Source organism: Micromonospora sp. CPCC 206171, assembly GCF_036906755.1.
Taxonomy (GTDB): domain Bacteria; phylum Actinomycetota; class Actinomycetes; order Mycobacteriales; family Micromonosporaceae; genus Micromonospora; species Micromonospora purpureochromogenes.
The window spans coordinates 159,244-172,739 of the sequence record NZ_JBAKHT010000007.1 but is presented as its reverse complement, the minus strand read 5'-3'; the positions used below and the strand labels follow the sequence as shown (position 1 = coordinate 172,739).

The 13,496-nt window shown below is 74.3% G+C and carries 11 protein-coding genes; 9 read left to right on the top strand and 2 right to left on the bottom strand.

Annotated features, from left to right (window positions below; genetic code table 11):
* Positions 1-21: 21 nt before the first annotated feature.
* Complete coding sequence (eccD, locus tag V6U89_RS11610) at positions 22-1,422, top strand: type VII secretion integral membrane protein EccD (protein ID WP_334570880.1); 1,401 nt, start codon at positions 22-24, stop codon at positions 1,420-1,422.
* A gap of 63 nt (positions 1,423-1,485) precedes the next feature.
* On the opposite strand, the gene V6U89_RS11605 is transcribed toward eccD, so the two are convergent.
* Entirely contained in the window at positions 1,486-1,992 is a 507-nt protein-coding gene (locus V6U89_RS11605; protein WP_334570879.1) for an inorganic diphosphatase, read from the bottom strand.
* A 561-nt stretch (positions 1,993-2,553) separates the two neighbouring features.
* Between V6U89_RS11605 and dacB the strand changes: the two genes are divergently transcribed.
* The 4 genes from dacB (at position 2,554) to V6U89_RS11585 (ending at position 8,050) form a co-directional block, all read left to right on the top strand.
* Positions 2,554-4,065, top strand: coding sequence for a D-alanyl-D-alanine carboxypeptidase/D-alanyl-D-alanine endopeptidase (gene dacB, locus V6U89_RS11600; protein ID WP_334570959.1), 1,512 nt, complete (start codon positions 2,554-2,556; stop codon positions 4,063-4,065).
* 68 nt (positions 4,066-4,133) lie between these two features.
* On the top strand, positions 4,134-5,201 hold the full coding sequence (locus tag V6U89_RS11595) for a zinc-dependent metalloprotease (RefSeq protein WP_334570878.1): 1,068 nt from the start codon (positions 4,134-4,136) through the stop codon (positions 5,199-5,201).
* A 10-nt stretch (positions 5,202-5,211) separates the two neighbouring features.
* Positions 5,212-6,267, top strand: a complete 1,056-nt coding sequence (gene tilS, locus V6U89_RS11590; RefSeq protein WP_334570877.1) for a tRNA lysidine(34) synthetase TilS — start codon at positions 5,212-5,214, stop codon at positions 6,265-6,267.
* Positions 6,268-6,415: 148 nt separating this feature from the next.
* A complete protein-coding gene (locus V6U89_RS11585) occupies positions 6,416-8,050 on the top strand; it encodes a gamma-glutamyltransferase family protein (RefSeq protein ID WP_334570876.1) in 1,635 nt (544 codons plus the stop codon).
* A gap of 333 nt (positions 8,051-8,383) precedes the next feature.
* On the opposite strand, the gene V6U89_RS11580 is transcribed toward V6U89_RS11585, so the two are convergent.
* On the bottom strand, positions 8,384-9,346 hold the full coding sequence (locus tag V6U89_RS11580) for a GlxA family transcriptional regulator (RefSeq protein WP_334570874.1): 963 nt from the start codon (positions 9,344-9,346) through the stop codon (positions 8,384-8,386).
* Between the two features lie 149 nt (positions 9,347-9,495).
* On the opposite strand from V6U89_RS11580, the gene V6U89_RS11575 reads away from it, so the two are divergent.
* The 4 genes from V6U89_RS11575 to folE all read left to right on the top strand — a co-directional run bounded on the left by V6U89_RS11575 (position 9,496) and on the right by folE (position 13,453).
* Positions 9,496-9,633, top strand: a complete 138-nt coding sequence (locus tag V6U89_RS11575; RefSeq protein WP_210774141.1) for a hypothetical protein — start codon at positions 9,496-9,498, stop codon at positions 9,631-9,633.
* Between the two features lie 100 nt (positions 9,634-9,733).
* Positions 9,734-10,309, top strand: a complete 576-nt coding sequence (hpt, locus tag V6U89_RS11570) for a hypoxanthine phosphoribosyltransferase (protein WP_088959929.1) — start codon at positions 9,734-9,736, stop codon at positions 10,307-10,309.
* A gap of 439 nt (positions 10,310-10,748) precedes the next feature.
* Positions 10,749-12,752, top strand: coding sequence for an ATP-dependent zinc metalloprotease FtsH (gene ftsH, locus V6U89_RS11565; protein WP_334570873.1), 2,004 nt, complete (start codon positions 10,749-10,751; stop codon positions 12,750-12,752).
* Between the two features lie 35 nt (positions 12,753-12,787).
* Complete coding sequence (gene folE, locus V6U89_RS11560) at positions 12,788-13,453, top strand: GTP cyclohydrolase I FolE (RefSeq protein ID WP_210774414.1); 666 nt, start codon at positions 12,788-12,790, stop codon at positions 13,451-13,453.
* Positions 13,454-13,496 lie beyond the last annotated feature (43 nt).

Sequence of the window (13,496 nt, the reverse complement as noted above, 5' to 3'; positions counted from 1 at the left end):
GCTCGATATGGAGATCAGTCGATGACTACCGGGCTGGCAAGGGTCACCATCAGCGCTCCGCAACGACGCGTCGACGTGGCCCTGCCGGAGCAGGTGCCCCTCGCCGAGCTGCTGCCCGAGGTGCTGCGGCACGCCGGCGAAGGGCTGGCCGACGACGGCGAGCGGCACGGCGGCTGGGTGCTGCGCCGCACCGACGGCGCGGTGCTGGCGACCGCGCAGGCGCTGCTTCCCCAAGGGGTGCGCGACGGCGAGGTGCTGCACCTCGTGCCGGCCCACGCCGAGTGGCCCGAGCTGGAGTACGACGACGTGGTGGAGGCGATCGCCGACGGCGCCCGCCGGCGCGGCAGCGCCTGGTCGCCCACCGCCACCCGGGCCGCCGCGCTCGCGGGCGCGGGCGTGCCGCTGGCCGTCGGGCTGGTCGCCGTCCTGGCCGGCGGGCCGCAGCACCGGGCCGGCTGGCCGTTGGCGGTCACCGTCGCGCTGCTGCTCGCGCTCGCCGGCACGGTCGCCTCCCGGGCGTACGGGGACGGCCCGACCGGCGCCACCCTCGGCGGGTACGCGCTGCCGTACGCCGCGGCGGCCGGCGCCCTCGCGGTCAGCTCCGGCGACCCGGTCGGTGCGTTCCGGCCGCTGCCCTGGCTGGGCGCCCCCGAGCTGCTGGCCGGCGCGGTGGCGCTGCTGCTGGTGTCGGTGCTCGGCCTGCTCGGCACCGCCACCCGGCTACGGGTCTTCGTGGCCGGCGCGACCCTCGGCGCCGTCGGCGCGGCGGCCGCCCTCGGCGGGCTCCTGCTCGGGCCGGCCGAGACCGCGGCGGTGCTGCTCTGCGTGCTGGTCTTCGCCCTCGGCGGGCTGCCGCTGCTGGCGATCCGGCTGGGCAAGATGCCGCTGCCGCCGATCACCCTGCCGACCGGCCCGACCGGCGGCCCGGACGGCGTGCGGGACCTGCCCGACCGGGCGCGGGTGCACGCGGCGGTGGCCCGGACCGAGGAGATGCTGACCGGGATGCTGATCGGGCAAGGCGCGCTGGCGCTCGCCGCGGCGCTGGTGCTCGGCGTCACCGGCGGGCTGGCCGGGCGGCTGCTGCTGGCCGTCGTCTCGGCGGTGCTGCTGCTGCGCTCCCGGCTCTTCGTGGCGGTCCGCCACCGGGTGCCGCCCGTGCTGGCCGGGCTGGCCGGGTTCGCGGTGCTCGGCGTGGCGCTGGCCGCCGGGGCCGGCGATGCCGGAGTGCTGGCGCTGACCGTGGGCGGGCTGCTGGTGGCGCTCACCGCCGTGGCGGCCGGCACCACGTACGCCCGGCGGCCGGTGTCGCCGTACGTCGGTCGGATGGCCGACCTGACCGACACCGCGCTGGTGGTCTCCGTCGTGCCGGTGGCCTGCGCGGTGCTGGGCCTCTACGACGCCGCGCGCGGCCTGCTCGGCTGACTCGGCCGAGCGGACGGCGAAGGACCCGCGGTCACCCCCGGGCCCTTCGCCGACGTGCTGGTGTCAGTGCGCGGTGTCGCCGTGCTCCTCGGCGTCCTTGGCCCGCTGGTACGACGCGCGGATCTCGGCCTCGGCCTCGACCCGGCCCACCCAGGTGGCACCCTCGACCGACTTGCCCGGCTCCAGGTCCTTGTAGACCTCGAAGAAGTGCTGGATCTCCAGCCGGTCGAACTCGCCCAGGTGGTGGATGTCGCGCAGGTGCTCCTGGCGCGGGTCCTCGTAGGGCACGCAGAGGACCTTGTCGTCGCCGCCCTTTTCGTCCGTCATCCGGAACATGCCGATCGTGCGGCAGCGGATCAGGCAACCCGGGAAGGTCGGCTCGGGGACGAGCACCAGCGCGTCCAGCGGGTCGCCGTCCTCGCCGAGGGTGCCCTCGATGAAGCCGTAGTCGGCCGGGTACTGGGTCGACGTGAAGAGGGTGCGGTCCAGCCGGATCCGGCCGGTCACGTGGTCCACCTCGTACTTGTTTCGGTGACCCTTCGGGATCTCAACCGTGACGTCGAAATCCATCTCCCACGCTCCCTCGTCTGCCCACGCTGGCTGAACGGAACCACAGACGCCCCCGGTACGGGTGATTGGCCACCCACCGGCTCCGGACGCCGCATAGTCTTCGGACCGAAGTAGTGTCACCCAGGCTGGTTCCGGAGGCGGGAGGAGGGGGTCGTGGGGAGGGAAGATTCACACTACCGCCCGGAGGGGGTTGACGGGCGCGGGTCCGGTGGATCCGCGAGCGGACGGGTCCCGGTGCCCGGTGCGCACCCGGCCGACCGGTCTGCCCCGCCCGGGACCGGCGCCGGGCAGTCCCCGTCGGGGCCGGTTCCGCCGGCCTGGCCGGGCGATCCCCGCAACGCCGGCCGGTTCCCCGAGGTGAACCCGCCCGGCCGTCCCGCCGCCGGCTCCGCCCGCGTGCCGTCCGGGCCGCCGTCGGCCGCCGGGTCGGCCCGGGTCCAGCCGCCTACCTGGGACGCCCCGGCCACCGGGCCCGGCCAGGTCCACCGCGCCGGCCAGGGGCACCTCTACGGCGCCGCGCCGGTCTCGCCGTCGGCCGGTCCGGTCTCCCCGGCCGGCTCGATGCCCGTCTCCCCGCCGCCGGCGGGCGCCGGCCCGCTGGCTCCGCCGCCCCCCGCGCCGCGCCGGCGTCGCCGGCTGCTGCCGGTCGCGGTACTCGCCACGGTGCTGCTGCTCGTGCTGGCCGGGGTCGCCGTGGTGCTCCGTCCCGGGCCGGTCGCCGGGTGGCTGGGCGACGACGCCGCCGGACCGGCCGCCGCCGCCCAGGCGCCGGAGCCCGACCCGTCGCCGGTGCTCGCCGGCCCCGACGCCAACGCCCCGCAGCCCACCTCCGCCGGGGTACGCGCCGCCGTGGAGCCCCTGCTCGGGGCGGCCGCCCTCGGCAGCCGGGTGAACATCTCGGTGGCCGACCTGACCACCGGGCAGTCCATCTACGCCCGGGGCGGCGACGACGGCACGGTGCCCGCCTCGGTGACCAAGCTGGCGACCGGCGTGACCGTGCTGGAGGCCCGCGGCCCCGGGTACCGCATCCCCACCCGGGCGGTGGCCGGGGCGAACCCGGGCGAGGTGGTGCTCGTCGGCGGCGGCGACCCGACCCTCGCCGTGGACGGCAAGGGCTTCTACCGCGGCGCGGCCCGCCTGGACACGCTGGCCAAGCAGGTGAAGCAGGCGCTCGGCGGCACCGCTCCGACCAAGGTCGTGGTCGACTCCTCGCTCTTCCCCGGCCCGGTGCACGGCCCCGGCTGGGACGACGACATCCCGACCGGCGGCTACGGCGCGTCGATCACCGCGCTGATGACCGACGGCGCGCGCAGCGACCCCGAGGCGGCCCGGAAGACCTTCGACGACACCCACGGCGCGGCCGAGCGGGTCCCGCGGCCCGACCTGACCGCCGGCCGCTCCTTCGCCCGGCTCCTCGGCCTCGGCGGGGACGCCCAGGTCACCTCGGGCACCGCCCCGCCGGCCGGCGGGGCCGCGGCCACCGGCGCCCCGGCGCCCGGCACCGAACTGGGCAAGGTCGAGTCGCTGCCGATGATCCGGCTGGTCGACATCATGATCAGCGACAGCGACAACGTGGTCGCCGAGGCGCTGGCCCGGCAGGTGGCGTTGGCCCGCAACCAGCCGGCGAGCTTCGTCGGTGGGGCGGCGGCGATGGACGAGGTCATCGGCGAGCTGGGCCTGCCGGCCGACGAGATCAGCCTCTCCGACGGCAGCGGGCTGTCCCGGAACAACCGGATCAGCCCGTCCCTGCTCACCGACCTGATCGCACTCGCCGGCAAGGGCGACCAGCCGGACCTGGGCGCCATCTTCGGCGGCCTGCCGGTCGGCGCCTGGTCCGGCACCCTGGGTGACCGTTACCGGGTCGACGCGACCGCCGCCGGCGCCGGGGTGGTCCGGGCCAAGACCGGCACGCTGAGCGGGGTGCACGCCATCGCCGGGCTGGTCACCACGGCCGAGGGTCGGCTGCTCACCTTCGCGGTCCTCACCGACCGGGCCCCGGCCGTCGACTCGGACGTCAGCCGTCAGGCCCTCGACCGGATCGCCGGTGCCCTGGCCGGCTGCGGCTGCCGCTGACCCCGACCGCGCCGGAACCCCTGCTCGCACGCCGGGCCGGGGTGTTCCGGCGCGGGTACGGTGGGTGCATGGCGCAGTTCGTGGACTGGGATCTGGCCGCCGCGACCGCGGGGGCGCTGAGCAAGTCGGGCCCCCGGGTGTCGTACGCCGAGGCCACCGACGTGGTCGTCGACCTGCGACGGCTCACCGAGGAGGCGGCCGGGCACGTCGCCGACTACACCGGGCTGCGCTCGCAGGTGACCCACCCGCCGGTACGGGTGGTGGACCGCCGGGACTGGGCGTCCGCCAACATCGCCGGCCTGCGTGAGGTGATCACCCCGCTGGTCAACCGGCTCTCCGGCGACAAGCGTCCCGGGCCGCTCACCGAGGCGATCGGCTCCCGGCTGACCGGGATGCAGGCCGGCACGGTGCTCGCCTACCTCTCCGGCCGGGTCCTCGGCCAGTACGAGGTGTTCTCCGCCGACCCGGGCCAGCTGCTGCTGGTCGCGCCGAACATCGTCGAGGTGGAGCGGAAGCTGGAGGCGAACCCGCGCGACTTCCGGCTCTGGGTCTGCCTGCACGAGGTCACCCACCGCACCCAGTTCACCTCGGTGCCCTGGATGCGGGCGTACTTCCTCGGCGAGGTGAACGCCTTCGTCGACGCCGCGCAGGGCAACGAGCACCTGCTGGAGCGGCTGCGCCGGGGCGTCGCCACCCTCTCCGACGCGATCAAGGACCCGGAGAGCCGCACCAGCGTGCTGGACATCGTGCAGACCCCGGCCCAGCGGGCCGTGCTGGACCGGCTCACCGCGCTGATGACCCTGCTGGAGGGGCACGCCGAGTTCGTGATGGACGGCGTCGGGCCGCAGGTCATCCCGAGCGTGGAGCGGATCCGGGCGGGGTTCAACCGACGCCGCGAGGCCGGCAACCCGCTGGAGAAGGCGATCCGCCGGCTGCTCGGCGTCGACGTCAAGATGCGCCAGTACGCCGAGGGCCGCAAGTTCGTGCACGGCGTGGTCGACCGGGTCGGCATGGAGGGCTTCAACAAGATCTTCGGCTCCCCGCTGACCCTGCCCCGGCTGGACGAGCTGAACAACCCGGACGCCTGGGTGGCCCGGGTGCACGGGCCGGCCGGCGCCACTCCGACCGCCGGCTGAGCGGACGGCCGTGGCCGCCCTCGCCCCGCCGGTCGCCGCGATCCGGATCGCCGTCCGCCGCGCGCTGACCGCGCTGCCGGCCGACGGGCCGGTGCTGGTGGCCTGCTCCGGCGGGGCCGACTCGCTCGCGCTGGCCGCCGCGACCGCCTTCGTGGCGCCCCGCCTGGGCCGGCGGGCCGGTCTGGTGACCGTGGACCACGGGTTGCAGGAGGGCTCCGCCGGGCGGGCCGAGGCGGTGGCCCGGTGGGCCGTCGAGGCCGGTCTCGACCCGGTCGAGGCGGTGCCGGTGACCGTGGCCGGGCGCCCCGGCGGCCCGGAGGCGGCCGCCCGCGAGGCCCGCTACCAGGCGCTGGTCGACGCCGCCCGGCGGCACCGCGCGGCGGCGCTGCTGGTCGGTCACACCCGCGACGACCAGGCCGAGACGGTGCTGCTCGCGCTGGCCCGGGGCGCCGGACCGCGTGGGCTGGCCGGCATGCCCGAGCGCCGTGAGCTGGACGGGGTGCCGCTGCTGCGCCCGCTGCTCGACGTCACCCGGGCCGACACCCGCAAGGCGTGCGCCGCGCTCGGGCTGACCCCGTGGGACGACCCGCACAACGCCGACCCCTCGTACGCCCGCGCCCGGGTACGCACCGACGTGCTGCCGGTGCTGCTGCGGGCGCTCGGCCCGGGGGTGCTGGACAACCTGGCCCGGACCGCCCGGCTGGTGGCCGCCGACACCGCCGCCCTGGACGACCTGGCCACCGCCGCGCTCGCCGCCCCGCCCCTGGAAGCATCGCTCGGGGACGGGCCCGTCGGTGGTGGGGTGGTCGTCGCCGTGCGGGCCGTCGGCGGGGGACTCTCCGTGGCGGCCCTGGCCGCCCTGCCGACGGCGGTGCGAACCCGGGTGCTGCACGCCTGGGCTCGTGAACTGGGCGCGTCGCCGGCCGCCCTGTCGCACCGGCACGTGGCCGCGCTGGAAGCGCTGGTCACCGACTGGCATGGGCAAGGCGCGACGCACCTGCCGGGTGGGCTGCGGGTGGCTCGCAGGGCCGGCCGACTGCTTCCGCTCGGCGGAGGGCCCGGCTGAAACGCGTCGTCGCCGGTTGAGCCGGATCCATGAGCGGATGACGTTCTCCGGCGGATCTGACGGCGTGTCGTGTTGGTTTCTGCTTTCCGATCATGAGGGGGCGACGCCGACGCTCCCCGGGAGCCGCCGGAGGCGGTAGACATGGCGGATGGCGTACCCCCGACAGCCGCTCCATGCCCCCAACGGTGCCGTCGCGACCAGCCAGCCGCTCGCGGCGGCCGCGGGTCTGGCCGTGCTGCGGCGCGGCGGCAACGCCGTCGACGCCGCGCTGGCCACGGCGATCGCGCTCACCGTGGTGCAGCCGCCCTCCAACGACATCGGCGGTGATCTGTTCGCGATCGTCTGGGACGGCGAGCGGCTGCACGGGTTGAACGCCTCCGGCCGGTCCCCGGCCGCGCTGACCCGGGAGGTGGTGCTCGCCGCGACCGGAGGCAACCTGCCGGCGGCGGCGGACGCGCTCGGCGGCGCGCAGGCGCGCGGTCCGGCGATGCCGGCCCGGGGCTGGCTGCCGGTGACCGTGCCCGGCGCGCCGGCCGGCTGGCGGGACCTGCACGACCGGTTCGGGTCGCTGCCCTTCGCGGAGCTCTTCGCCGACGCGATCTCCTACGCCGAGCACGGCTACCCGGTCGCCACCGGCACCGCCGCCAGCTGGGACCGCGCGCTGGCCGCCCGGGTCGAGCCGGGCGGCGAGGAGTACGCCGAGTTCGACCGGGTGTTCACCATCGACGGGCGGGCGCCGCGCCCCGGCGAGCGGTGGCGCAACCCGGACGCGGCCCGCACCCTGCGCCGCATCGCCGAGACCGGCGCGGAGGACTTCTACCGGGGCGACATCGCCGCCGCGCTCGACGCCCACGCCGCCCGCACGGGTGGCCTGCTCACCGACGACGACCTGGCCCGGCACGCCTCCACCTGGGTGGACCCGGTCAGCGCCCGCTACCGGGGGCACGAGGTCTGGGAGCTTCCGCCCAACGGGCAGGGGATCGCCGCCCTGCTCGCGCTGAACATCCTGGACGGCACGGACCTCGGCACGCGCGACGCCGGGGAGCGGCTGCACCGCCAGATCGAGGCGGTCAAGCTCGGCTTCGCCGACGCGCACGCCCACGTGGCCGACCCGGAGCGGGCCCCGGTGCCGACCGCCGCTCTCCTCGACCCCGGCTACGCGGCGGCCCGGCGGGCCCTGGTCACCGACCGGGCCGGCGACCCGGTGGCCGGCGACCCGGAGCGCGGCGGCACGATCTACCTGTGCACCGCCGACGCGGGCGGGATGATGGTCAGCCTGATCCAGTCCACCTACCTGGCGTTCGGCTCCCGGGTGGTGCTGCCCGGCCACGGCTTCGCGCTGCAGAACCGGGGCCTCGGTTTCCGGCTCGACCCGGCGCACCCGAACGTGGTCGGGCCGGCCAAGCGGCCCTTCCACACCATCATCCCGGGCTTCCTGACCCGCGACGGAACGCCGGTCGGACCGTTCGGCGTGATGGGCGGGCACATGCAGCCGCAGGGGCACGTCCAGCTCGTCTCCGCCACCCTGGACGCCGGCCTCGACCCGCAGGCCGCGCTGGACGCTCCCCGCTGGTACTGGCACGCCGGCCGGACCCTGCTGGTCGAGCCGGCGCTGGCGGCGGTGCCCGGCCTGGTCGCGGGGTTGCGCTCGCGGGGGCACGAGGTCACCGTCGCTTCGGAGCCTTCGGTGTTCGGGTACGGGCAGGCGGTGTGGCGTGCTTCGTCGGGCGGGTACGTGGTGGGGTCGGAGTCTCGGGTGGACGGGGCCGCGGTCGGGTTCTGACCTTCGCGTTGTTGGGTTGGCGGTTCTGACTCTTGCGGTTCGTCGGGCTCGGGGTGGGGTTTCGCCGGAGCCCGACCCGCTCCGGGCGGTCAGGCTTGATCCCTGCGCGGGTCGGGCTCCGGCGAAACCCGTGCGGGTCGGGCTGGGCGGTCCCGCGTCGGCGGGTGGGGTCATCTGTGGCGGTGGCGCCGAACGCACCGGCCAGGTGGTGCTCGACAACCCGGACGGCACGGGTTGTGCGCCCCAATGCTCCGCTTCGTTCGCCCGGTGCTCGGCGTGGTTGGCGGGTGCTGGCCTGGTTGGGGTGCTGGCCTGGTGGTGGGCTGGGCTGGGTCAGGTGGTGGTTACGCGGTCGCGGAAGGTGGTGCGGTAGGCGTGGGGGGTGGTGCCGACGCGGCGGGTGAAGTGGTGGCGTAGCGCGGCGGCGTCGCCGAAGCCGGCCCGGTCGGCGACGGTGTCGACGCTGAGCCGGGTCTCCTCCAGCAGGCGGCGGGCCAGCAGCACCCGCTGGTTGGTGAGCCAGTCGTGCGGGGTGGTGCCGGTCTCGGCCCGGAACCGGCGGGCGAAGGTCCGCGCCGACATGCCGGCCCGGGCGGCCAACTCGTCCACCGTGGTCGGCCGGTCCAGGTGCCCGATCAGCCAGCTGAGCACCGGCTCCAGCGTGGGGGCCTCCGGCGTGACCGGGATCGGCGCCTCGACGTACTGGGACTGGCCGCCGTCGCGGTGCGGGGGGACGACCATCCGGCGGGCCAGCCGGGTGGCGGTGGCGGAGCCGTGCTCCTGGCGGACGAGGTGCAGGCAGGCGTCGATGCCGGCGGCGGTGCCGGCGCTGGTGAGCACCCGCCCGTCGGCGACGTAGAGCGAGTTGCACCGGACCCGGGCCGCCGGGTGGCGGCGTTGCAGCTCGTCGACGTACCGCCAGTGGGTGGTGCACTCCCGGCCGTCGAGCAGCCCGGCCGCGCCCAGCACGAACGCGCCCGAGCAGACGCTGAGCAGGTACGCCCCCCGGTCGGCGGCCCGGCGCAGGGCGTCCAGCACCGGCTCGGGCACCGCGCAGCCCTGGCTGTGCGCCGGCACGGCGACCAGGTCGGCCTCCTCGACCGGGCCGAGGTCGGCGTGCGGGGTCAGCCCGAAGCCGGAGGAGGTCCGGACGGGGCCGCCGTCGGCGGTGCAGACGGCGAACCGGTAGCCGGGGAACCCGTCCGCCGTGCGGTCGGTGCCGAAGACCTCGGCGAGCACGCCGAGCTCGAACGGGGCGACCTGGTCGAGCGCGAGGACGGCGACGGATCGGAGCATGTGACGAGGGTAACCCCAGCGGTGGCAGGAAATCGAGGGGCAATGGCATTCCTGCCACTGTCCGGCTCCAGGGGCGGGCGGAAACTGGTACCAGTCCGGTGCGCACCGGCGGCGATAACAGTCCAAACAACGCGAAAGCGAGCGCCGCCATGGAACTCCTGCTGCTTCTGCTCTTCCTCGTCGGTCTGGCCGTCGCCTCGGCCGCCGGCCTCACCGCGGACAGCCACGACTCGGCCGACTGGAAGCCGACCGACCAGGGCCGCCGCTGGCAGTCCCGTACCTGCTGAGGTGATTGGTCCGGATTGCCGAAAAAATCCCTGGCGGGACCGCTCCAAAAGGGGCGGCCCCGCCGACGGAGGCCAGCCGGCGTACGGCAGGCTAGGAGTCATGGCTGACGGCTCCTGGTACGACGCCGACATCGATCACGTGATCATCTCCGAGGCGCAGATCCGCGAGAAGACCGCGGAACTGGCCAAGCAGGTCTCGGCGGACTACGCCGGCGTCGAGGACGGTCTCCTGCTCGTCTGCGTGCTCAAGGGCGCGATCATGTTCATGGCCGACTTCGCCCGGGCGCTGGGCCGCAACGGCCCGCCGGCCGAGCTGGACTTCATGGCCATCTCCTCGTACGGCCAGGGCACCACCTCCTCCGGCGTGGTCCGCATCCTCAAGGACCTGGACCGGGACATCGCCGGCCGGCACGTGGTCGTGGTCGAGGACATCGTCGACTCCGGGCTCACCCTCTCCTGGCTGCTGCGCTACCTGGAGTCCCGCTCCGCGGCCAGCGTCGAGGTGGTCGCCCTGTTCCGCAAGCCGGACGCGGTGAAGGTCCCCGTCCCGGTGAAGTACGTCGGCTTCGACATCCCGACCGAGTTCGTGGTCGGCTACGGCCTCGACTTCGGCGAGCGCTACCGCGAGCTGCCCTACGTCGGCGTGCTCAAGCCGGAGGTCTACGCCCGGGCCTGAGCCCGTCGCCGGCCGGGTCCCCGCCCGCCGCCGGCCCGGCGGTGGTCCCGCCCGATCGGGCTGAGAGCTGCTCGTATCGGTGTCCATCGAGCGGACGTTCAGCGGGCTCTCAGCAAATCGGACTACGGTAGGTGCCGGTGGCGTGGAGGCAATCTCCACGCCCGACCCCTCGACTGGTGTGTGACCGGCGGTCGGGTGGCCGGGTGCGGAGCTCCCGCCACGCCGGCTGAACCCCGGTTCGCCGTCCGCGTAAGTGCTGGGCTCAGAAGCTCACTCCTGGCGCACACGGTGTACCGTCGAATGACCGCGGCGCGGCAGTTCGCGCCTCGGGGTCGAGGCCGGCCCGCACGGCGGCTCGGCGCCGCCAACGCGGCGACACCATTCAGACGGTCAGGACGTCGATCAGGAGGATGCGGGCGTCTCGGCGCTCGACAACAGCATGGAACGTACGCGTTTCTTCCGCCGACCGGTGGTCTGGATCATCCTGGTCATCCTCGGCGCCGTTGTGCTCAGTCAGCTGTTCACCGCTGGTCCCAGCTACCACCGCGTGGACACTTCCGTTGCGCTCGACCAGCTCCACACCGCCAAGATCAACAAGGTCGTCTTCCAGGACAAGGAGCAGACGCTCCAGCTCAACCTGGCCCAGAAGACCAAGTTCGGCGACACCACGACCGACCGGATCGAGGCCCAGTTCCCGTACGAGGTCGGCGACGAGGTCTGGAACGACGTCCTCGCGGCGAAGGCGGCCAACCGGGTCACCGGTCCGGCCGACGCCAAGGTGTCGTCCGACAGCATCTGGGTGAGCCTGCTGGTCAACCTGCTCCCGATCGCCCTGCTGGTGCTGCTGCTGATCTTCTTCATGTCGCAGATGCAGGGCGGCGGCTCCCGGGTGCTCAACTTCGGCAAGTCCAAGGCGAAGATGATCACCAAGGACACGCCGAAGACCACGTTCGCGGACGTGGCGGGGGCCGAGGAGGCCGTCGAGGAGCTGCACGAGATCAAGGACTTCCTGCAGAACCCGGCGAAGTACCAGGCCCTGGGCGCCAAGATCCCCAAGGGCGTGCTGCTCTTCGGCCCGCCCGGTACCGGTAAGACGCTGCTCGCCCGCGCGGTGGCCGGCGAGGCCGGGGTGCCGTTCTACTCGATCTCCGGTTCCGACTTCGTGGAGATGTTCGTCGGTGTCGGCGCCAGCCGGGTCCGCGACCTCTTCGAGCAGGCCAAGGCGAACGCCCCGGCGATCGTCTTCGTCGACGAGATCGACGCGGTCGGCCGGCACCGTGGTGCCGGCATGGGCGGCGGCCACGACGAGCGCGAGCAGACCCTCAACCAGCTGCTCGTCGAGATGGACGGCTTCGACACCAAGGGCGGGGTCATCCTGATCGCCGCCACCAACCGGCCGGACATCCTCGACCCGGCGCTGCTGCGCCCGGGCCGCTTCGACCGGCAGATCCCGGTGGACGCCCCCGACATGGAGGGCCGCAAGGCGATCCTGCGGGTGCACGCCAAGGGCAAGCCGTTCACCCCCGACGTCGACCTCGACTCGGTGGCCCGGCGTACCCCCGGCTTCAGCGGCGCCGACCTCGCCAACGTGATCAACGAGTCGGCACTGCTCACCGCCCGCAAGGACCAGCGGGCGATCACCAACGACTCCCTGGAGGAGTCGATCGACCGGGTGATCGCCGGTCCGCAGCGCCGGACCCGGGTGATGAGCGACCAGGAGAAGAAGATCACCGCGTACCACGAGGGTGGCCACGCGCTGGTCGCCTGGGCGCTGCCGCACGCGGCGCCGGTGCACAAGGTGACGATCCTGTCCCGCGGTCGCTCGCTGGGCCACACCCTGGTGCTGCCGACCGAGGACAAGTACACCCAGACCCGCGCCGAGATGGTCGACACCCTGGCGTACGCGCTGGGTGGCCGGGCCGCCGAGGAGCTGGTCTTCCACGAGCCGACCACCGGTGCCGGCAACGACATCGAAAAGGCCACCCAGCTGGCCCGCGCGATGATCACCCAGTACGGCATGAGCTCCAAGCTCGGTGCGATCAAGTACGGCACCAGCGGCGACGAGCCGTTCCTCGGCCGCAACATGGGCCACGAGCGGGACTACTCCGACGTGGTGGCGGCCGAGATCGACGGCGAGATGCGAGCCCTGATCGAGCTGGCTCACGACGAGGCCTGGGAGATCCTGGTGGAATACCGGGACGTCCTGGACAACATCGTCCTGGAGCTGATGGAGAAGGAGACCCTCTCCACCGCCGACATGGCCCGGATCTGCGCCCGGGTGGCGAAGCGCCCGCCGATGGCCCCCTACAACGGCTTCGGCAAGCGTCAGCCCTCCACCGAGCCCCCGGTGCTCACCCCGGCCGAGAAGGACAGGCTCAAGGCCCAGGCGCAGGCCGACGGCGCGTCGGTCGGCGGCTCGAACAACTCGGACGGTACCCACTGAACACGGACGCCGCGGCCAGCCCCGAGAACTCGGGGCTGGCCGCCTCGTCGACCGAGCCCGACGGTGACGAGGCCCTGGACTACGTAGCGGCCCGGCTGATCAGCGGCAAGCTGACCGGCCGCCCGATCGAGGACACCATGGACCTCGCCCGGATCGAGAAGGCCGTCCGGGAGATCCTCATCGCGGTCGGGGAGGACCCCGACCGGGACGGACTCCAGCAGACCCCGGCCCGGGTGGCCCGGGCGTACGCGGAGCTTTTCGCCGGTCTCCGGGTCGACCCGGCCCAGGTGCTCAGCACCACCTTCGAGGCCAACCACCAGGAGCTGGTGCTCGTCCGGGACATCGACGTGATGAGCCTCTGCGAGCACCACCTGCTGCCGTTCCGGGGCAGCGCGCACATCGGCTACATCCCCGGGCCGGACGGCCGGATCACCGGCCTGTCCAAGCTGGCCCGGCTGGTCGAGGTCTTCGCCCGCCGCCCGCAGGTCCAGGAGCGGCTCACCTCGCAGATCGCCGACCTGCTGATGAGCAAGCTGGCGCCGCGCGGCGTCGTCGTGGTGCTCGAGTGCGAGCACATGTGCATGGCGATGCGCGGCATCCAGAAGAGTGGCGCCAAGACCATCACCTCCGCGGTGCGGGGCACGCTCCAGCACGACGCGAAGTCGCGGGCCGAGGCGATGGCCCTGATCATTCCGCGCTGACCCGTAGCATCCCGACCGGCCGCGTCGCTCCCCCTTGGGGGCG